Annotated in this window: 21 protein-coding genes; 9 read left to right on the forward strand and 12 right to left on the reverse strand. The window is 73.8% G+C overall.

The features are described from left to right. Positions 1-30: 30 nt before the first annotated feature. The 4 genes from rpsR to rpmG all read right to left on the reverse strand — a co-directional run bounded on the left by rpsR (position 31) and on the right by rpmG (position 2,362). Positions 31-267, reverse strand: coding sequence for a 30S ribosomal protein S18 (gene rpsR, locus IF23_RS0115825; protein ID WP_030284080.1), 237 nt, complete (start codon positions 265-267; stop codon positions 31-33). 347 nt (positions 268-614) lie between these two features. After that, entirely contained in the window at positions 615-1,781 is a 1,167-nt protein-coding gene (locus tag IF23_RS0115830) for a CobW family GTP-binding protein (RefSeq protein ID WP_030284081.1), read from the reverse strand. Then, positions 1,778-2,053 carry a type B 50S ribosomal protein L31 gene (locus IF23_RS0115835; protein WP_030284083.1) on the reverse strand — a complete coding sequence of 92 codons (276 nt, stop codon included), beginning with the start codon at positions 2,051-2,053 and terminating at the stop codon, positions 1,778-1,780. The genes IF23_RS0115830 and IF23_RS0115835 overlap by 4 nt, the downstream gene beginning before the upstream one ends. A 144-nt stretch (positions 2,054-2,197) precedes the next feature. Then, a complete protein-coding gene (rpmG, locus tag IF23_RS0115840) occupies positions 2,198-2,362 on the reverse strand; it encodes a 50S ribosomal protein L33 (RefSeq protein ID WP_030284084.1) in 165 nt (54 codons plus the stop codon). A 64-nt stretch (positions 2,363-2,426) separates the two neighbouring features. Here rpmG and rpmB point away from each other — a divergent pair, with 64 nt between their 5' ends. From rpmB to IF23_RS32660, 4 genes are all read left to right on the forward strand, one after another. Further along, complete coding sequence (gene rpmB, locus IF23_RS0115845; protein ID WP_030284086.1) at positions 2,427-2,663, forward strand: 50S ribosomal protein L28; 237 nt, start codon at positions 2,427-2,429, stop codon at positions 2,661-2,663. After that, positions 2,663-2,968 carry a 30S ribosomal protein S14 gene (gene rpsN, locus IF23_RS0115850; protein WP_030284088.1) on the forward strand — a complete coding sequence of 102 codons (306 nt, stop codon included), beginning with the start codon at positions 2,663-2,665 and terminating at the stop codon, positions 2,966-2,968. Before rpmB ends, rpsN begins: the two co-directional genes overlap by 1 nt. 328 nt (positions 2,969-3,296) lie before the next feature. Next, positions 3,297-4,106, forward strand: coding sequence for an SGNH/GDSL hydrolase family protein (locus tag IF23_RS0115855; protein WP_030284089.1), 810 nt, complete (start codon positions 3,297-3,299; stop codon positions 4,104-4,106). 252 nt (positions 4,107-4,358) lie between these two features. Further along, positions 4,359-4,622 (forward strand): hypothetical protein, encoded by a 264-nt coding sequence (locus tag IF23_RS32660; protein ID WP_078654008.1) that lies wholly within the window; start codon positions 4,359-4,361, stop codon positions 4,620-4,622. 154 nt (positions 4,623-4,776) lie between these two features. Here IF23_RS32660 and IF23_RS0115860 read toward each other — a convergent pair whose 3' ends face one another. Further along, entirely contained in the window at positions 4,777-6,015 is a 1,239-nt protein-coding gene (locus IF23_RS0115860; RefSeq protein ID WP_030284091.1) for a type ISP restriction/modification enzyme, read from the reverse strand. Between the two features lie 222 nt (positions 6,016-6,237). Here IF23_RS0115860 and IF23_RS0115865 point away from each other — a divergent pair, with 222 nt between their 5' ends. Beyond that, positions 6,238-7,599 (forward strand): MFS transporter, encoded by a 1,362-nt coding sequence (locus IF23_RS0115865; RefSeq protein ID WP_030284093.1) that lies wholly within the window; start codon positions 6,238-6,240, stop codon positions 7,597-7,599. A 16-nt stretch (positions 7,600-7,615) separates the two neighbouring features. Here the strand turns inward: IF23_RS0115865 and IF23_RS0115870 are convergent, their stop codons facing one another. Beyond that, positions 7,616-8,365, reverse strand: coding sequence for a GntR family transcriptional regulator (locus tag IF23_RS0115870; protein ID WP_030284094.1), 750 nt, complete (start codon positions 8,363-8,365; stop codon positions 7,616-7,618). 16 nt (positions 8,366-8,381) lie between these two features. After that, on the reverse strand, positions 8,382-9,722 hold the full coding sequence (hmgA, locus tag IF23_RS0115875) for a homogentisate 1,2-dioxygenase (RefSeq protein WP_030284096.1): 1,341 nt from the start codon (positions 9,720-9,722) through the stop codon (positions 8,382-8,384). Between the two features lie 200 nt (positions 9,723-9,922). Here hmgA and IF23_RS0115880 point away from each other — a divergent pair, with 200 nt between their 5' ends. Then, the gene (locus tag IF23_RS0115880) at positions 9,923-10,534 is read left to right on the forward strand and encodes a TetR/AcrR family transcriptional regulator (RefSeq protein WP_030284097.1); all 612 of its coding nucleotides are present in this window, start codon (positions 9,923-9,925) and stop codon (positions 10,532-10,534) included. A gap of 216 nt (positions 10,535-10,750) precedes the next feature. Continuing rightward, positions 10,751-12,181, forward strand: coding sequence for a CitMHS family transporter (locus tag IF23_RS0115885; protein ID WP_030284099.1), 1,431 nt, complete (start codon positions 10,751-10,753; stop codon positions 12,179-12,181). A gap of 212 nt (positions 12,182-12,393) precedes the next feature. Here the strand turns inward: IF23_RS0115885 and IF23_RS0115890 are convergent, their stop codons facing one another. After that, positions 12,394-13,437, reverse strand: a complete 1,044-nt coding sequence (locus tag IF23_RS0115890) for an urea transporter (RefSeq protein ID WP_078654009.1) — start codon at positions 13,435-13,437, stop codon at positions 12,394-12,396. A 105-nt stretch (positions 13,438-13,542) separates the two neighbouring features. Continuing rightward, positions 13,543-14,184 (reverse strand): TetR/AcrR family transcriptional regulator, encoded by a 642-nt coding sequence (locus IF23_RS0115895; protein WP_030284102.1) that lies wholly within the window; start codon positions 14,182-14,184, stop codon positions 13,543-13,545. A 167-nt stretch (positions 14,185-14,351) separates the two neighbouring features. Between IF23_RS0115895 and IF23_RS0115900 the strand changes: the two genes are divergently transcribed. After that, positions 14,352-14,981: a TetR/AcrR family transcriptional regulator gene (locus IF23_RS0115900; RefSeq protein ID WP_030284103.1), complete on the forward strand. Its 630-nt coding sequence runs from the start codon at positions 14,352-14,354 to the stop codon at positions 14,979-14,981. Positions 14,982-15,029: 48 nt separating this feature from the next. On the opposite strand, the gene IF23_RS0115905 is transcribed toward IF23_RS0115900, so the two are convergent. Next, positions 15,030-15,491: a MaoC family dehydratase gene (locus IF23_RS0115905; protein ID WP_030284105.1), complete on the reverse strand. Its 462-nt coding sequence runs from the start codon at positions 15,489-15,491 to the stop codon at positions 15,030-15,032. Positions 15,492-15,739: 248 nt separating this feature from the next. Between IF23_RS0115905 and soxR the strand changes: the two genes are divergently transcribed. Continuing rightward, positions 15,740-16,309 carry a redox-sensitive transcriptional activator SoxR gene (gene soxR / locus IF23_RS0115910; RefSeq protein ID WP_051739598.1) on the forward strand — a complete coding sequence of 190 codons (570 nt, stop codon included), beginning with the start codon at positions 15,740-15,742 and terminating at the stop codon, positions 16,307-16,309. Between the two features lie 81 nt (positions 16,310-16,390). Here soxR and IF23_RS0115915 read toward each other — a convergent pair whose 3' ends face one another. Then, a complete protein-coding gene (locus IF23_RS0115915; protein WP_030284108.1) occupies positions 16,391-17,830 on the reverse strand; it encodes an amidase in 1,440 nt (479 codons plus the stop codon). Between the two features lie 125 nt (positions 17,831-17,955). Beyond that, positions 17,956-18,786: a 3-keto-5-aminohexanoate cleavage protein gene (locus IF23_RS0115920; protein ID WP_078654010.1), complete on the reverse strand. Its 831-nt coding sequence runs from the start codon at positions 18,784-18,786 to the stop codon at positions 17,956-17,958. Between the last annotated feature and the right edge of the window lie 29 nt (positions 18,787-18,815).

Below are 18,815 nucleotides of genomic sequence, written 5' to 3' on the forward strand. Positions count from 1 at the left end.
CCCCACAACGCCCCAGCCCCCGCCCCACCTTCACCGCGATGCGTACGGCAGTAGTGCCATCTCCCGGGCGTTCTTGATGGCGCGGGCCAGCTGCCGCTGCTGCTGTGCGGTGACACGGGTGATCCGGCGGCTGCGGATCTTGCCCCGGTCGGAGAGGAAGGTCCGGAGCAGGGCGGTGTCCTTGTAGTCGACGGTGGTGATGCCCGCCCGGTCAAGGGGGTTGGGACGGGGCCGGGACCCCTTGCGGGGATCGGGACGACGAGTCATGGCAGAACCTTTCGAAGGAGGAAGGAGGAAGGAGGAAGGAGGAAGGAGGAAGGAGGAAGGAGGAAGGAGGGGGAGAGGGAGATCAAGTTCGGTAGAGAACGGCGGCGGTGGGGGAGGAGCCGAAGCTCAGGGCGGGCAGACGCCCTGGAGGAGAGGGCCGCGGCATCGTCAACGACGACGCTGAAGGCACCGGCCCCGGCCACAGCCGAAGGCACCGACCGACTGGCGGAAGCCTGTGCCCCGGTCTCGGGCGAGGGCACCGGCCGACGCCGAACGCACCGACTGCCGGCGGAAGCCCAAGCCCCGGCACACCCACCGCCACACACCCGCTCTCCCCCCCCACACCATCAGGAAGCACGCTCCAGCAGTTCGTCGAACGCTCCCGGGAGCTTCTTCCACGCCGCGTGGCCCCCGGCGCACTCCGCGTCCGTCAGCAGGCAGGAGTCGAGCAGGTGGGTGAGGCCGTCGCGGTCCAGGCCGGGGGCGGTGAAGACCAGGTGTTGGCAGCGGTCGCCGTGTTCGGGGTGCCAGTCCAGGGCAGCGGCCGCGCGACGGACCGGTGGCACCAGTTCCCAGGCGGCGTCCGGCAGCGAGGCGAGCCACGGTCCGGCGCTCTCCACGCAGAGGGCACCTCCGGCGGCGTCCCAGGCGAGCAGTGCGTCGGGGCGGTCGGCGAGCCAGAAGCGGCCCCGGCTGCGGGCCGCGGCGCAGGTCAGGTCCTCCAGTGCGGCGTAGAGCCGCTCCGGGTGGAAGGGCCGGTGACGGCGCCAGACCAGGGTCGTCACACCGGACTCGTCGGCCTCCTGCGGCAGCAGGGCGCACGCCGGATGCTGGGCCGCCGCCGCGGCGTCCACATCGAACCCGCCGTCCTCGCCGAGTGCCGCCCGGACCAGCAGCCCGGACGTCGCCGGGAGGCGCCGGGCCGTCGGGTGCAGCTGGGCCAGCAGGGTGTGGTCCGCGTCGTCGGCGTCCGGGCTGTCCACGAGGGCGAGGACCGGCGGGTACTCCAACTGGCGCGCCCAGGTGTCGCCGACGGTGCGCTGATCGGTGGCGGCAGCGGCGAGTCCGGCCTCGGCGAGGTCGTCGCCGTTGGACAGGACGGGCAGCACGAGCGAGGGATCGACGGCGGTGACGACGGTGGTCAGGCGCAGCCCGTCCCCGCCGTGGGCCGCGACGACCTCGGCCATCGCGCGCGGCTCCACGGAGTCCCACAGTTCGACGACGGCGAGCCGGTGCAGCCCGCTGTCGGCCAGCCGCCGGAGTTCGGGGACCAGATCCTCCCGCAGCGCACAGCAGGCACAGTCGTTGACCAGCGGCGCGGTGTCGCGGGACAGCGCGCCGCTGGCATCGCGGAGGGTGCGCAGCACGGTTCCGTCGGCCGCGGCGCCGAGGTCGTGGTGGAGGGCGACGGCGTCCGGCACCGCGGTCAGCAGCCGCTGGACGACCTCCTGCCGGGCCTCGGCGTGCAGCCCGCCGACCAGGACGACGGGGAGCGGGTGGCCGGTGCCGCTCATCGGTCGTCCCGCCGGTCGTCCCGCCCGCCCTGTCGGCCGTAGCGGCGCTCGAAGCGTTCGACGCGTCCGGCGGTGTCGAGGACGCGCGTCTGGCCGGTGTAGAAGGGGTGGCTGCGCGAGGAGATCTCGACGTCGATGACGGGGTAGGTGTGGCCGTCCTCCCACTCGACGGTGGTGTCGGAGGTGGCGGTGGAGCGGGTGAGGAAGGCGAATCCGGCGGCCTTGTCGCGGAAGACGACGGGCCCGTAGGCGGGGTGGATGCCTGGCTTCATGAAGGGGTCCTGCCTGTTCTGTCGATGTGTCTGTCGACGCGTCTGTCGGTGCGTCTGCAGATGTTTCTGCCGGTGCGGGTTCTTCGGTGGGGGCGGTGATCCGGGGCGGGCGGCACGGCGTCGGTCTCCGGGCGCGCGGCCCGCTCAGCGCTCCTCGCGGAAGTCGACATGGCGACCGGCGACCGGGTCGTACTTGCGCAGGACGAGGCGGTCGGGGTCGTTCCGGCGGTTCTTGCGGGTGACGTAGGTGTAGCCGGTACCGGCGGTGGAGCGGAGCTTGACGACCGGGCGGAGTTCGTTGCGAGCCATGCCGCTACTATATGGGAATGGTTTTCATTATCGACAACCCCTCCCGGGAAAGGTGATGCCTCTCATGTCCGCCCACTGCCAACTGACCGGAGCCCGGCCCGGCTTCGGTAACGCGATCTCTCATTCGCACCGCCGCACCTCCCGCCGCTTCGACCCGAACATCCAGCGCAAGCGCTACTGGCTGCCGAGCGAGGGGCGTCATGTCCGCCTCACGCTCAGCGCCCGGGCGATCAAGACGGTGGACGTCATCGGCATCGAGGCGGCGGTGGCGCGGATCCGCGCACGGGGAGGGAAGGTCTGATGGCCAAGCAGAGCAAGATCGCGAAGAATGAGCGGCGCAAGGTGCTCGTCGCCCGCTACGCGGCCCGGCGCGCCGAGCTGAAGGAGATCATCCGGCGGCCGTCCACCTCCGACGCCGAACGCGCCGCCGCCCTCGCCGAGTTGCGCCGCCAGCCGCGCGACGCCAGCGCCACCCGGGTGCGCAACCGCGACAGCGTCGACGGGCGCCCCCGCGGCCATCTCCGGAAGTTCGGGATGTCCCGCGTACGGATGCGGCAGCAGGCGCACGCCGGATTCCTTCCCGGGGTCACCAAGTCCTCCTGGTGACTCTCCGTCGCCGGGCCGCGTGCCCGGCGGACGCGGTGCCGTACCCCTCGGGTGCGGCACCGCGGTGCGTCCGGCGCCGCTCCGCGGCGTACGGGAGCGGTCGCGGACCCGGGGCGCACGACGGGACTTTACGGACAGTCTCCGGGTGTCGATGCGTACGGGACGCATGGGGTTGGCGTGGCGTGGGTCATGTCTCCGGGTGAACAACGCGCCCAACAAATCGGGGCACTTGCCGTGAACTCTCTACGAGTTTTGACATGAGCACTTCCTGTTACCCGTGAGTCCTGCTACTAACAAGTCGGCAGAGATCCTGCCTCAGGGAGGTTCCATGAGACTGTCCCGCGTCGCCAAGGCGACGTCCGCCCTCTTCGCCACCATGGCGCTCGTGCTCACCGGCGCGAGCGCCGCCACCGCCGCCGAACGGCCCCTGGCGGCCACCGGTTACGTGGCTCTCGGTGACTCCTACTCCGCCGGTGTCGGTGCCGGCAGTTACGACAGCGCCAGCGGCTCCTGCAAACGCAGCACGAAGTCCTATCCCGCGCTGTGGGCGGCCGCCAACTCGCCCTCGTCCTTCGACTTCACCGCCTGCTCCGGCGCCAAGACGGGCGATGTGCTGAACGGGCAGCTCGCCCCGCTGAGCTCATCGACCGGCCTGGTCAGCATCAGCATCGGCGGCAACGACGCCGGCTTCGCCGACACCATGACCACCTGTGCCCTCCAGGGCGAGAGCGCCTGCCTGACGGCCGTCTCGAAGGCGGTCTCCTACGTGGACAACACGCTCCCCGGGCAGCTCGACAGCGTCTACGGCGCGATATCCCAGAAGGCGCCGTCCGCCCATGTGGTGGTACTCGGCTACCCGCACTTCTACAAGATCGGCGGCAGCTGCGTCGCGGGGCTCTCCGACAAGTCCCGCGCCGCCATCAACGGCGCCGCCGACGAGATCAACAGCGTCACCGCGAAGCGCGCCGCCGACCACGGCTTCTCCTTCGCCGACGTCAACACGACCTTCAGCGGCCACGAGCTCTGCTCCGGCAGCGCCTGGCTGCACAGTGTCACCGTGCCGGTCGACGAGTCGTACCACCCCACGGCCACCGGCCAGTCGAGCGGCTACCTGCCGGTCTTCCGCTCCGCCGCCTGACCCGGGGCCCACTCGGATGTACGGGAGGGTTCCCCGATCGGGGGCCCTCCCGCGCCGCGTCGCCCGCCCGGCCCCGTCCCGACGGGGGTTCAACTCGCCGTCCGCGCACCCCCGTACGTGATCTTCCGTAGGGTGGCGGACAACACCACGGCGAGGCAGGTGAAACCGATGGCCGGTCTGCACGTGTGTCCTCGGGGAGAGATAGGGTTACCCTGCCCGGGGCCGGGTGCCCTCGTACGGGTGGGGAGAGTCATGGAACAGATAACAGTGCGCAGCAGGGCGCGAGTCCCTGCCATCACCTGCAAAAGCGGCGCGTCCAGTGCGCGCCTCGACCGTCACCTCGCGGTGCTGGGCGGCCCTGCCATCCCGCAGCGTGAGGCGCAGGGTGCGACGTCACTGATGCAGGAACTGACGGCTCGTGATCACATGCGTACGCGGCGCAGCCGCGGCGCACGGGTGTCGTTGTTCGCGCCGCTGCGCAGGCTGCGGCGTTCGCTGTTCGGCGGCCACGGCTGACCCGCAGCTGACCTCGGCACCCCGGCGGCCACGCCGTCCCGGTGCGGCGCGGCGGCCCCCCGCCCGTCCGGCCCGGGACGGCGCCCCGCCACCCACCACCCGTTGCCCGTGACGGGTGGTTTTTGCGTATCCGCACCCAGATGTCCCGCCCGGCTCAGAGCAGCGCGAACTGCCCGCCGGGCCCTTCCTCCTGATGGTCGAGGACCGACGCCGGGCGCCGGGCCCGCGCCGGAACCGGCAGCACCCCGGCCGCCCGCAGCTCCGCCACCCCGATCCCCGGCGCCCCCGCCGCCTCCTCGCGCAGCGCGGCGCGCTCCGGCTCCGCCTCGGCCAGCAGCGCCAGCACGGTGACCAGCTCCAGCAGCTCCGTCGTCCACTCCGGGGGCCAGCCGTCCGTCCCGAGCGCCGCCAGCGGCTCCGCCCCGTCCGCCCCGGCCGTCGCCGACCGCGCCGCGCACCACGCCTCCAACACCCGCACCCCGTCCGCGTGGTACGCCCAGGCGCCCGCCGGTACCGGGGCGATCCGTCCGGCGCCGAGCAGCAGCGCCTCCTCGTCCGCGTCGTACGCGCAGTCCGCGGGCAGCCCGCGGATGGGCAGCGGGGCGCGGACGTACGGGCGGCGGCCGCCCGGCATCCGGGGGCGGGCGCCTGCCGGGCCGCCGCGGTCGTGGGCGCCGCGGGTCTGGAGCCACACCAGCCGCTCGCCGAGCGCCACCCCGCGCTCCCACAGCCCGGCGTCCGCGGGCAGCGGCACCGCGCAGCCACCGGCGGCGGGCCGCGCCGCCGCCATCGCCCAGGCCAGGACGTCGGCCGCCGCCACCGGGCGGCCCAACCGCTCCGTGAGCAGCGCGGTCAGGCCGGGCGCGAGGTTCGGTTCGTGGCCGCCGGGCCGTCGGTGGAGCGGGCGGATCCGCCCGCCGCGGCCGGACGGTGCGCGTCCGTCGGGCAACGCCGCGGTGCACAGCAGCGGCGGATCGCTGCCGCGCGGCGGTGCGGCCCACTCCACGACGAAGAGCTGCCGGTCGTCGGCGACCCGCCACAGCTCCGGCCGGGCCGCGTCGAGCAGCCGGTGGTCGGGGAGCAGCCACCGCAGGTCGTGGCCGCCGTGGGCGTACCGCACCGGCTCGGGGCAGCGGCCCGCGGCGTCCGCCAGCGCACCGGTCGCGGTGGCCTGACCGGGCAGCTGCCCGACGGCGGTGTGCAGCGTCCGGGCGCGTGAGGGGCGGAGCAGCCGGGCGCGTTCGGCCGGGTCGTCGGTGGCGACCAGCGCGTCCCAGCGGCGGCGCAGCGCCGCCGGGTCGGGGTCGGTGACCCAGGCGCGGCCGGGCCGCAGCGGCGGCACCGACCAGGGCAGCAGATCGGACAGCAGTGGCGCGTCCTGCTTCGCCGTCACACCAAGCCCCCTCCGGACCGTTCGGCCGACCCCGGCATCGTAGGACGTGGCAGCGGGCTCCCGCCGCCGCCCCCGGGCCCCGACGGCCGGGTGTACGGGGCGGGTTCCGGGCGCTGAACGCGGGGTTCCGCCGGGTGATCGCGGCGGGTACGGTCCTCGCCGTGCGTCCCGGCGGCCGCGCGGGAGTGCCGTGCCCGGCCGGGGCCCGGAGGAGGAACGCCCATGACGGACACCGCCGTCGCCGGTGTGCGGACCGCCGCCCGGCTCGACCGGCTGCCGCCGACGCGCCGCCACCGCAGAATGACGCTGCTCGTCGGCGTCGGCGCCTTCTTCGACCTGTACGAGATCTTCCTCGGCGGGGTGCTCGCCGCCGTCCTCGCCGACAGCTGGGGCCTGGGGCCCACCGCCAAGTCCTGGGTGATCGCCGCCGGGTTCCTCGGGATGTTCGCCGGTGCCAATGTGCTGTCGGTCCTCGCCGACCGGCTCGGGCGGCGCCGGATGTTCCTCGTCAACCTCGGTGCGTACGCCCTCTTCTCGCTGCTGTCCGCCTTCGCGCCGGACCTCGGGACGCTGCTCGCGCTGCGGTTCCTCGCGGGGCTCGGCCTCGGCGCCGAACTGGTGCTGGTCGACACCTACCTCGCGGAGTTCCTGCCCCGCGCGGTCCGCGGCCGCTACCTCGCGTACGCGTACACCGTCGGCTTCCTGGGCGTCCCGGTGGCGGCGCTGCTCGGCGCCCGGCTGGTCGCGGGCGAGCGGCTGCTGGGCCTCGACGGCTGGCGGTGGCTGCTGATCGCGGGGGCGCTGGGCGCCGCCTTCCTCCAGGTGATGCGGCGCACTCTGCCCGAGTCGCCGCGCTGGCTCGCCGTCCGGGGCCGGGAGGCGGAGGCGGAGGTGATCGTGCGGCGGTTGGAGGACGAGGCGGCGGCCGAGAGCGGCGGGACGCTGCCGTCGGTGCCGGAAACGGTGGACGTACCGGAGCGGCGGGTGCCGCTGGGGGAGATGTTCCGCGGCACCTACCGGCGGCGGACCGTCATGTGGTGGATCTTCCAGGTGCTGCAGACCGTCGGCTACTACGGCTTCGGCTCGCTGGCGCCGGTCGTGCTGACCGCCAAGGGCCACACCGTCACCGACTCACTGCTCTACGCGGCGCTCAGCTACTGCGGCTACCCGCTGGGCTCCGCCCTCTCCGTCCCGCTGATCGACCGGATCGAGCGCCGCACCCTGATCATCGTCTCCGCGCTGGGCATCGCCGGATGCGGGATGGCCTTCGGCTTCGCCTCCGCGCCCTGGGCGATCGTCGCCTTCGGCGTGCTGCTGACGGTGTGCAGCAACGTCTTCTCCAACGCCTTCCACGTCTACCAGACGGAGATCTTCCCGACCGGGCTGCGCTCCAGCGCCATCGGGATCGCGTACTCGCTCTCCCGGCTGACGTCGGTGGTGCTGCCGTTCGTCGCGCTGGGCGTCCTCGCCGCGCTGGGTCCGGTGGGTGTCTTCACCGGCTCGGCGGCGCTGATGGTGCTGCTCTGTCTGGACGTGGCGCTGCTCGGCCCGCGGACCACCGGCCGCAGCCTGGAACGCATCTGACGCCGGGGCACCCGGTTCAGTCGGCGTCCAGGGTGACGGTGAAGGAGAACCGGTCGCCGCGGTAGTGGATGTGTGTGACGTCGACCGCCCGGCCCGACTCGTCGTAGGTGATGCCGGTGTAGTGCAGGATCGGGCTGAGCAGCGGCACCCGGAGCAGCCGGGCGGTCTCCGGGTCGGCGAGCCGCGCCTCGACGGTGTCGGTGATCCGGCTGATGCGTACGCCGATGGTGTCCCGCAGCACCTTCGTCATCGGCCGGTGCGCCAGTTCGGCCGGGTCGATCCGGGCGGCGACCTCGGGGTGGACGTAGTTGCGGGCGTGGTTGGTCGGCTCGCCGCTCTTCTCGTCGCTGCGCAGCCGGACATACCCGGCGACCTCCCGCAACCCGGGGAAGAACTCCGCCAGTTCCGGCGGCACCGGGACCGGCCCGTGCTCCAGCAGCCGGGAGGTCATCCCGGACTGCTGGGCCACGATCGCGTCCACCGAACCGAGCAGCCGCACCGGGGCGCCGCGCCGGGCGCTCGGCTCGATGAACGTGCCGCGCCGCCGGTGCCGGCTGATCAGCCCCTCCGTCTCCAGCTCCTTCAGCGCCTGGCGCATGGTCAGCACGCTGACGCCGTAGTGCGCGGCGAGCGTGTCCTCGGTCGGCAGCCGCAGCGGCGCCTCGGGGGAGCGGCCCAGTATGGAGGCGCGCAGCGACTGCGAAACCTGGTACCACAGGGGCAGTTTGCGGTTCAGCGCGAGGGAGTCGGGCGCGAAGGTCGTCACAGGGCGTTCCCCGGTGTCACGGGCGGAAGTGGCGCGTCAGACCCTGCCATACGTCGTCGTAGCCGCGCTGCAGGTGGTCGGCCTCCTTGGCCTGATCGGTGAGCGTCAGCGGCCAGCGGGTCTCGAACATGAAGGCAAGACCGTCGTCGATCTTCTGCGGCGCCAACTCCGCGGCGCTCGCCCGCTCGAACGTGTCCCGGTCCGGGCCGTGCGCCGACATCATGTTGTGCAGCGAGCCGCCGCCGGGCACGAACCCGCCCCGCCCGCCGGTCTTGGCGTCGTAGGCGCCCTCGATCAGGCCCATGTACTCGGTCATCACATTGCGGTGGAAGTACGGCGGCCGGAAGGTGTCCTCGCCGACCAGCCAGCGCGGCGCGAAGACCACGAAGTCCACCCCGGCCAGCCCCGGGGTGTCGGACGGCGAGGTGAGGACGGTGAAGATCGACGGGTCCGGGTGGTCGTAGCTGATCGACCCGATGACATTGAAACGGCGCAGGTCGTAGACGTACGGGACGTGGTTGCCGTGCCAGGCGACGACATCGAGCGGGGAGTGGTCGTAGGTGGCGCTCCAGAGGTTGCCGCAGAACTTGTGGAGCACCTCGACGGGCCGCTCGACGTCCTCGTACGCGGCGACCGGGGCGCGGAAGTCCCGGGCGTTCGCCAGTCCGTTGGCGCCGATCGGGCCGAGGTCGGGGAGCTGGAAGGGGCGGCCGTAGTTCTCGCAGACGTAGCCGCGGGCGTGCGGGCCGGTCAGCACGGCGCGGAAGCGGACGCCGCGCGGGATCAGCGCGACCTCGCCCGGCGCGGCGCGCAGCACGCCGAACTCCGTGTGCAGCAGCAGCGCGCCGTCCTCCGGCACGATCAGCAGTTCACCGTCGGCGTCGCCGAACACCCGGTCCGTCATGGAGGAGTTGGCGTGATACAGATGCACCGCCATACCGGTGCGCTGCGCCGCGTCGCCGTTGCCGCCGAGGGTCCACAGGCCGTCCACGAAGTCGGTCGGCTCCTGCGGCGCGGGCAGCGGGTCCCAGCGCAGCCGGTTGGGGTCCGGCACACAGTCGGTGAACGGCGCGGAGCGCATCCCGCGGCGGGCGATGCGGGTGTACGGGGGATGGGCGGCCGAGGGGCGGATGCGGTAGAGCCACGACCGGTGGTTGTGGGCGCGCGGTTCGGTGAACGCGGAGCCGCTGAGCTGCTCGGCGTAGAGGCCGTGGGGGGCGCGCTGGGGGGAGTTGCGGCCCTCGGGCAGTGCGCCGGGCACCGCCTCGGAGTGGTGTTCGTTCCCGAATCCGGTGAGGTACGCGAGGTCCGGCTCCCCGGCTGCCGCGCCCGCCCGCTCCGTGCCCGTACCTGTCATCGCACGCTCCCGCCGCTCAGGGAATCCTGGAATCCTATGGGGAACCCTAGGATTGGCGGGGAGGGGCGTCAACGGAGACTCCCGGCCGGGTTGGCCGGATCCGGTCTTCCCGCACCTCCGGCGGTCCGCCGCCCGGCCACCTCGTGCGGCCATCCGGGTGACTTCCGGTCACCTCGCGGCCCGCCGGGCAGGATGGAGGGGTGCAGCAGCCCACCCCGCTCCGCCGCGTCCCCGTCCAGCGCCGCAGTGCCCAGCGCCTCGCCCGCATCCTCGACGCCTGCGCCGAGGAGCTGGAGGAGGGCGGTTACGAGGGCCTGAGCACCCGCGCCGTCGCCGGGCGCGCCGGGGTGCCGATCGGCTCCGTCTACCGCTTCTTCCCCCACAAACGCGCCATGGCCGAGGCGCTCGCCGGACGCAACCTCGACGCCTACGCCGACCGCATCACGGCCCGGCTGACCGCCCCGGACGCCCCCGTCGGCTGGCGCGGTGCGATGGATGTGGTCGTCGACGAGTACCTCGCCATGAAGCGGACGGTGCCGGGCTTCGCGCTGATCGAGTTCACCGTCCCGGCGCCGCGCGACTCCCGACAGGCCAACCACGCGGTCGCCGACCGCCTCCTCGGGCTGCTCGCCGCGCCCCTCGCGCTGGACGCCGCCGACGAGCGGCTGCGCACCGCCTTCCTCGTCGGCGTGGAGGCGGCCGACTCCCTCCTCCAACTCGCCTTCCGGGTCGCGCCCGAGGGCGATCCGGGCATCGTCACCGAGACGAAGGAGCTGCTGCGCAACTATCTGGCCCGGTATCTCGACGGGTGAGCCGGGGCCGGTCCGGTGCCGCGGGGACGGGTCCGGGACGGGCCGGGGGCGCCCGTGGCGGCCCCGCTCCGGCCCATATATCCGTTTCACCCTCGTGACCTGGTGTTTTGCTCGTATTGCTCGCAGGTCAAGACCTTGTTAACGCGAGTTTCGGCCACCTAACGTCACCTCGACCGCCGTCCGGCGGGTGTTCAAGGGCGAACGTGAGGTATCCCCGTGCTGACAATCCTCGGATTTGTCATGATCGCGACCTTCCTGGTGCTGATCATGATGAAGAAGGTGTCGCCGATGGCGGCGCTCGTACTCATCCCCGCACTGTTCTGCGTCCTCGCCGGGAAGGGCGCGCACCTGGGCGATTACGTGATCAAGGGCATCGGCGATCTGGCCCCCACGGCGGCGATGCTGATGTTCGCCATCATCTTCTTCGGCGTGATGATCGACGTCGGGCTCTTCGACCCGGTCGTCCGGGGCATCCTGCGGTTCTGCAAGGCCGATCCGCTGCGCATCGTCGTCGGTACGGCGGTGCTCGCCTCGATCGTCTCGCTGGACGGCGACGGCTCCACCACCTTCATGATCACGGTCTCCGCGATGTACCCGCTCTACCGGCGGCTCAGAATGAGCATGGTCGTCCTGACCGGCGTCGCCGCCACCGCCAACGGCGTGATGAACACCCTGCCCTGGGGCGGCCCGACGGCCCGCGCCGCCACCGCCCTCAAGCTCGACGCCGGCGACATCTTCGTCCCCATGATCCCGGCCCTCGCCTGTGGCCTCGCCGCCGTCCTCGTCCTCGCGTACGTCCTCGGACGCCGCGAGCGCAACCGCCTCGGCGCGCTCTCCTTCGACACCGCGGACCGGTCGGCCGCGACCGCGGACGCCGAGGAGACCGCGCAGGTCGCGGCCGGTGCGGGCGGTGCGACCGGCGGCGCCGCGGCGGCGCGTACGGCACCGGCCATCGGCGGGACGGACGCCCCCGCCGATGCCTCCGCCGACGCCGCGGACGACGGTTTCCAGGGTCTGGACCCGCACCGTGCCACCCTGCGGCCCAAGCTCTACTGGTTCAACGCCGCGCTCACCGTCGCGCTGCTCACCCTGCTGATCCTCCAGACGCTGCCGATCCCGGTGCTCTTCCTGATCGGCGCGGCGCTCGCCCTCACCGTCAACTTCCCGCAGATGCACCTGCAGAAGGAGCGCATCGCGGCACACGCCGAGAACGTCCTGAACGTCTCCGGAATGGTCTTCGCCGCCGCCGTCTTCACCGGTGTGCTGACCGGCACCGGCATGGTCGAGCACATGGCCCGCTGGCTGGTCGGCAACGTCCCGGACGCGATGGGCCCCCACATGGGCCTGGTCACCGGCGTGTTGAGCATCCCGCTGACGTATCTGATGTCCAACGACGGCTTCTACTTCGGCATCGTCCCGATCCTCGCCGAGGCGGGCGCCGCCCACGGCATCGACCCGGTCGAGATCGCCCGCGCCTCCCTCGTCGGACAGCCGCTGCACATGTCCAGCCCGCTGGTCCCCGCGGTGTTCGTCCTCATCGGCATGGCCCGCGTCGAGTTCGGCGACCACACCCGCTTCACCATGAAGTGGGCCGCGCTGACCTCCCTCGTGGTGCTGTGCGCGGGACTGCTGATCGGCATCATCTAGGGCGCGCCCCGGGTCCGGCACCTGCGTACCGGACCCGCCCGCACCCCCACGCCCCGCCCACGAACGGAAACGGCCGTGACGGAATCCGCGAGGCCCGGCGGGTGGGGGCCTCCCCTGCTGGTCCGGGCGGCGCCGGACCGGGCCCGCTCCACGGCGTCGGCGCTGCGGCTGACCGGCAACCGGCTCGGCCAGGTCGCCGCGCCCGCCGTCCGTCAGGCCGCCGCGGCGACCGGGGTCTCCGCGGGCTCCGCGGTGTCGGCGGGCGCCGCCGCCTCCGGACGGCGCAGCCGCGGGAAGGTCGGGGCGGCGACCAGGAAGAGCAGCGAGACGAGGACGAACGGCCAGGTGAAGGTGTGGCCGCCGGACGGTGCGAAGAGCGCCGCCATCGCCGAGCTGAGGCAGGTCGCGGTGGCCGCCGCGACCACCGCGTACCCCAGGCTCCAGGCGTCGGCGACGAGGAACACGCCGCACAGCGCCATCGTCACCAGCACCGCGTTGTACCCCATGGTGCCCTCGGCGACGTCGGTGGCCGGTGCGCCCAGCGCCCAAGCGGTGACGATGCCCACCACGCTGCCGACGCAGGCCATCAGCCCGGCCCGGCGGCTGGCCACGAAGATGCCGATGAGGAAGATCAGACCCACGTACCACTGCGGCATGAAGAAGATCTGCGCGAAGTCGGCGAAGAAGGCGTGCCACAGATCGGTCCAGCTGAGCGTGGTCGGGCCGCCCGCCGGGTGGGTCAGTGCGGCGAGCCCCTCACCGTTGTGCCAGATCCGCTCGAAGCCGGGCGCCGCGATCGTCATGGAGCTGGCCATCAGGCAGTACGGCAGCGTGAACGTCGGCAGGTCCCAGGTCGCCAGGACCCGGGAGGCGGCGCCGGTGACGACGGTGACCACCGCGCTCCCGGCGAGCGCGAGGAGTGCGGTGGACAGGTGCTCGGCGCCGAGGAAGACGGCGAAGCCGACCGCGACCAGACAGGCGTTGAAGCCCTCCAGACCGGCGGTGATCCGGTCCCGGGTGACGCCCAGCAGCCGCGCGGTCGCGGTGCCGACGGCCGTGCCGAGCAGCCCGTAGACGCCGTACTGCCAGCCGGAGGCGAAGAGTGCGACGGCGAAGATCGCGCCGGTGAGGGCGTTGGGCAGGAAGTCGACCTGCGCCTGGCCGCGCAGCACCGCCAGCACGAAGTTCCAGAGCTTGCCGAGGGGCGCCGCCTCCGGTTGCGGTGCGGCCCCCTCCTTCGTGTCCCGCTGGCCCACGATGCCTCCATATGCCCGAAATGCCCCTGCCGGTCAGAGGCTGGTGCACTCTACATCTAAGGGCTGTGAGGACCGGCCCGAGGGGGCGCGTCCGGTACGGAGCGGCTACCGGCCGCCCGGCCTGACCTGCGGATGGTGCAGCGCCAACCCGTCCACCAGCGCCAGCAACCCGGCCTCGAACGCGCCCTCGTCCACCCGGCGCCGGTGCTCCGCCAGCAGATGGGCCTGGCCGAGGTGCGGATAGGTGTCCGGGTCGTACGCGCCGGGGTCGTCGACGAAGCCGCGGGCGAACGAGCCGAGCGCGGAACCGGCCACGAAGTAGCGGACCATCGCACAGACCCGGGTCGCCTGGGCCGGTGGCCACCCCGCGTCGACCAGCCCGCCGAACGCCGCGTCCGCCATCCGCAACCCCGCCGGACGGCGGCCGGGCCCCTGTGCCAGGAACGGCACGATGTGCGGATGCGCGGCGAGCGCGGCGCGGTAGGAACGGGCCCAGCCCAGCAGCCCGGTCCGCCAGTCGCCGTCCGCGAACGCGGTGACGTCGACCTGCGCGATGACCGTGTCGGCGACCGCGTCGAGCAGCGCGTCCTTGGTCGGGAAGTGGTTGTAGAGGGACGGGCCGCTCACCCCCAGCTCGGCGGCGAGCCGCCGGGTGGAGAGCGCCGTCAGCCCTTCCGCGTCGATGAGCGCCAGCGCCGCGGCGACGATCCGGGCGCGGCTCAGCAGAGGCTTGCGGGGGCGGGCCATGCGCCCCATGGTACGAGGCCGTCCCACCGCTGATCAGCGGCGCGGACCGGGAGCGCGGCCCGCCCGGCGACGCCCCGCGGACATGTGCTAAGCGTCCGCTCACCCGCGCGGTAAGGTGTGCGGTCCGTCCGTGGAGGGTCCGTGGCGGAGCGAAGGCGGGGTGTGCGATGGACGCGGAGGCACGGGAGGCGGCGGACGCCGGTGACGAGTGGGCCGATGTGACCCCGGACGCCGCACGGCGCCTGGTCCGCGCCGCCGTCGAGGCGTTCGCCGAACGCGGCTACCACGCGACCACCACCCGCGACATCGCGGGCCGCGCCGGAATGAGCCCCGCCGCGCTCTACATCCACTACCGGACGAAGGAGGAACTGCTCTACCGCATCAGCGGCATCGGCCACGAGAAGGCGCTCGCCATCATGGGCGAGGCCGCCGCGGCCGACGGCAGCGCCGCCGAACGGCTCGCCGGAGCCGTCCGCACCTTCGTCCGCTGGCACGCCGAACACCACACCACCGCCCGGGTCATCCAGTACGAACTCCAGGCGCTCGGCCCCGAGCACTACGCCGAGATCACCGCGCTGCGCCGCCGCACCGACCGGCTGCTGCGCCAGATCATCCAGGACGGCGCGGACTCCGGCGAGTTCCGCGCCGACGACGTCCCCGGCACCACCCTCGCCGTGCTGTCGCTCTGCGTGGACGTCGCCCGTTGGTTCACCGCCGACGGCCGCCGCACCCCCGACGAGGTCGGCGTCCTCTACGCGGGGCTGGTGCTGCGGATGGTGGGCGCGGAGGTGGCGTGACGGCCCCGGGCCGGGGCGCCGTGCGCGCCGCCCCGGCCCGGCCGTGGCTCAGAAGGTGAACCGGCTGACCGACTCCGCCACGCACACCGGCTTGCCGCCGCCCTCACGCTCGACCGTCACCGCCGTCGTCAGCTGCACCCCGCCGGGCACCTCCGTGACCTCCGCGATCCGCGCGGTGGCCCGCACCCGCGAGCCGACCGGCACGGGCGCGGGGAACCGGACCTTGTTGGTGCCGTAGTTGATGCCCATCGTGACGTTGTCGACCCGCATCAGCTGCGGGACGAGGGCGGGCAGCAGCGACAACGTCAGATAGCCGTGCGCGATGGTCGTGCCGAACGGACCGGCCGCCGCCTTCTCCGCGTCGACATGGATCCACTGGTGATCGCCGGTGGCCTCGGCGAACCCGTCGATCCGCCGCTGGTCGATCTCCAGCCAGTCGCTGGGGCCCAGCTCCTCGCCGACCGCGGCCCGCAGCTCGTCGAGCGATCCGAACACCCGGGGCTCAGCCATCCCGTCCGCCTCCTGAAGTTTCCCGCGCCGCCGGTCGCGCCCTGCCGGACGCCCGTCGCCGCTTTCCGTGCACTGACCGATCCATGCGCTAAGCGCTTGCTCAGCATGCGGAGTGCGCGTGCCGCTGTCAACGGACCGCGGGGCCGGGGGCGGGGGCGGGGGCCGCCCCGGCAGGCGTCCGGCCCGGCAGGCGACCGGCCCCGCGAAGGGCTGCCCGGTGCCCGGGGCGCGGGACCTAGGCTGGGCCCGTGCCCCAGCTTCCCTTCAAGGTCCATGAACTCACCGTCGGCCAGCTCTCCGCGCGCAGCGGCGCCGCCGTCTCCGCACTCCACTTCTACGAGACCAAGGGCCTGATCACCAGCACCCGCACGGCCGGTAACCAGCGCCGCTACACCCGCGACACACTGCGCCGCGTCGCCTTCGTCCGCGCCGCCCAGCGGGTCGGCATCCCCCTCGCGGTGATCCGCGACGCGCTCGCCGAACTCCCCGACGAACGCACCCCCACCCGCGACGACTGGGCCCGCCTCTCCGAGGCATGGCGCGCCGAACTCGACGAACGCATCGGCCAACTCGTCGACCTCCGCGACCATCTGACCGACTGCATCGGCTGCGGCTGCCTCTCGCTGGAGCGCTGCGCCCTCTCCAACCCGTACGACAACCTCGGCCAACAGGGCCCGGGCGCCCAGCGGCTGCGGGTGGACCGGAGACCGCCCGCGCCGGGAACCCCGTCCGGCGGGGCCACGGGCGGCTGCGCGGACGGCACGCCGGGGCGGCGCGGGCCGGAGAAGGGCACGGCGGAGCAGGACACCGCGGAGTAGGGCGCCGCTCCGGCCGGGCGCCCCGGCGCCGCGCGGGCCACGCCCGTGTCACCGGACGCGGTCCGCGCGGGCGGGACGGGCTCACCAGAGGTTCGGCTTCCGCCCCGCCCAGGGCCGCGCCTCCTCCAACTGGCTCGACACCGCTATCAGCCGGGCCTCCTCGCCGTACCGTCCCGCCAGCATCACGCCGACGGGCAGGCCCTCGGGCGTCTCGTGCAGCGGGAGGCTGACCGCCGGTTGGCCGGTGGTGTTGGAGAGGGCGGTGAAGGGGGAGTACCTGCCGATCGCGGCGAACTCCGCCTCCGGGTCGGCGTCGTCGCGCAGTTCACCGACCTTCGGCGGGGGTGTCGCGGTCGTGGGGGAGAGCAGCACGTCGTAGCCGCCGGGCGGCATCAGTACGTCGGCGACGGTCTGGCCGACCTGTTGCAGGGTGTACAGGGACGTGGCGAACTCCGGGCCGGAGACCGCGGCGCCGAGGCGGCGCAGATGGCGGGTGAGCGGCATCAGCAGCTCCTCGCGGCCGGGCGGCACGGGGCGGTTCGCGGCGCCCACCGACCAGACGCGGACGAAGTGCTCCAGGAGGGAGCCGTCGGCGGGCAGCGGCACCTCCTCGACCTCGTGGCCGACACCGCTGAGCAGCGCCGCGGTGTCGCCGACCGCCCGTCGGCACTCCTCGTGCACCTCGACGCCCGGCACCGGCGACCCGGTCAGCACGCCGATCCGCAGCCGCCCGGGATCGCGCCCCACATACGCGGTGAACGTCTCGCCCGGCGGCAGCGCGGGCGCGGTGGACGCGTCGCCCGGCATCGGCCCGGCCAGGACGTCGAGGAGCGCCGCGGCGTCGGCGACCGTACGGGCCAGCGGGCCGGAGGTGCTCAGGCCCGTGACATCGCGGAGCACCGGGCCGGAACTGACCCGCCCGCGGCTGGGCTTGAGGCCGACCAGACCGCACGCCGCGGCCGGGATCCGGATCGAGCCGCCGCCGTCCGAGGCGTGGGCGAGCGGCGCCAGACCGGCGGCGACGGCGGCGCCCGCCCCGCCGCTGGAGCCGCCCGCCGACCGGTCGAGGTCCCACGGGGTGCGGGCGGGCGGCCCGAGCCGGTTCTCGGTGTAGCAGGGGAGGCCGAACTCGGGGGTGTTGGTCTTGCCGAGCAGGACGGTACCGGCGGCGCGGAGCAGGGTGACGACGTGGTCGTCGACGGGGGCCGTGTGGTCGTCCAGGGCGAGGGAGCCCATGGTGCAGCGCACCCCGGCGACCTGGCTGAGGTCCTTCACCGGCACCGGGACGCCGTGCAGCGGCGGCAGCGGGCGGTCCTCGCGGCGGGCGGCGGTGGCGGTCCGCTCCGCCTCCGCCGCCTGCTCGCGGGCGATCTCCGGGGTGCGGGTGAGGAACGCGCCGACGGTCTCGTCGAGCCGTTCGACGCGGTCGAGGTAGTGCTCGGTCAACTCGACGGGGGAGAGGTCGCCCGCCCTGATGGCGCGGGCCTGTTCGAGGGCGGTGAGATCGTGCAGCTCGGCCATGGTGTTCCCCTTCTCGGCTGTGCCGCGGGCCCGGATGGCGTACGGCAGGGGTGGACGGCGGTGCGGCCGTCGGTGGGTGGTCCGGCCGGTGTGCGGCCGGTACGGGAGGCGGCTTCCGCCGCGCCTCAGCCGCCGGGGGCGGCGCCCGGGGCACCGCCGGGCGCGCCGCCGTCGGATATCGCCTCCCGGGCGGCGGCCGGACCGGCGGCCCCGGCCGTCCGCGAGGCGCCCGCGGGTGTCCCGGTGGCCGCCAACTCCAGTGCGGCGCGTACGAGTGCGGCGTTGTCCCGGGCCGGGGAGCCGTCCGGGAGCAGCAGGGTGTCCTCGATGCCGATCCGGGTGGCCAGGCCCAGGCGGAGGGCCAGCCGCAGCACCGGCCAGCTGCCGCCCTCCTCGCCGTGCAGCAGCACCGGGCGGCCGTGCCGGGCGGAGCCGAGGGCGGCCAGCAGCCGCCGGGCCGTGGTCGGGGCCGTCGCCGCGTCGGTGTCGGTGACCTCGGCCAGCACCCGCAGCACCCGCGGGCGCAGCGGCGAACGGGCGAAGCGCGCGGCGCCGGAGGTGCCGGACCAGATCCCGGCCTCCACCGCCACGCCCCGGGCGAGCAGCGCGGCGGCCACCTGCTCGGCGCCGGGCTCGTGCCAGTTGACCGAGGCGTGGTCGGGCAGCAGCGACCAGGACCGTATCCGCGCCACCCGCCGTGCCGGATCGGGCTCGGCCCACGCCCCCGTCGTCACCCCGACCGGGACGGACACGGCCGCCCGCACCGCCTCCAGGACCGGGGCGACCACCCGGGGCGAGAGGGAGTCCTGTCCGCAGGGGGTCTTGGGGTGGACGTGGACGGAGGTGGCCCCGGCCGCCACCGCCCGCCGCGCGGCCTCGGCCAGCGCGGTCGGCGACAGCGGCACCGCGGCCGAATCCGCCGCGGTGCGGGCTCCGTTGAGAGCGACCTGAGTCATACCCCGATGCTGGCACAGGGGTCTGACAA

The organism is Streptomyces catenulae, assembly GCF_000718015.1.
Lineage (GTDB): Bacteria > Actinomycetota > Actinomycetes > Streptomycetales > Streptomycetaceae > Streptomyces > Streptomyces catenulae.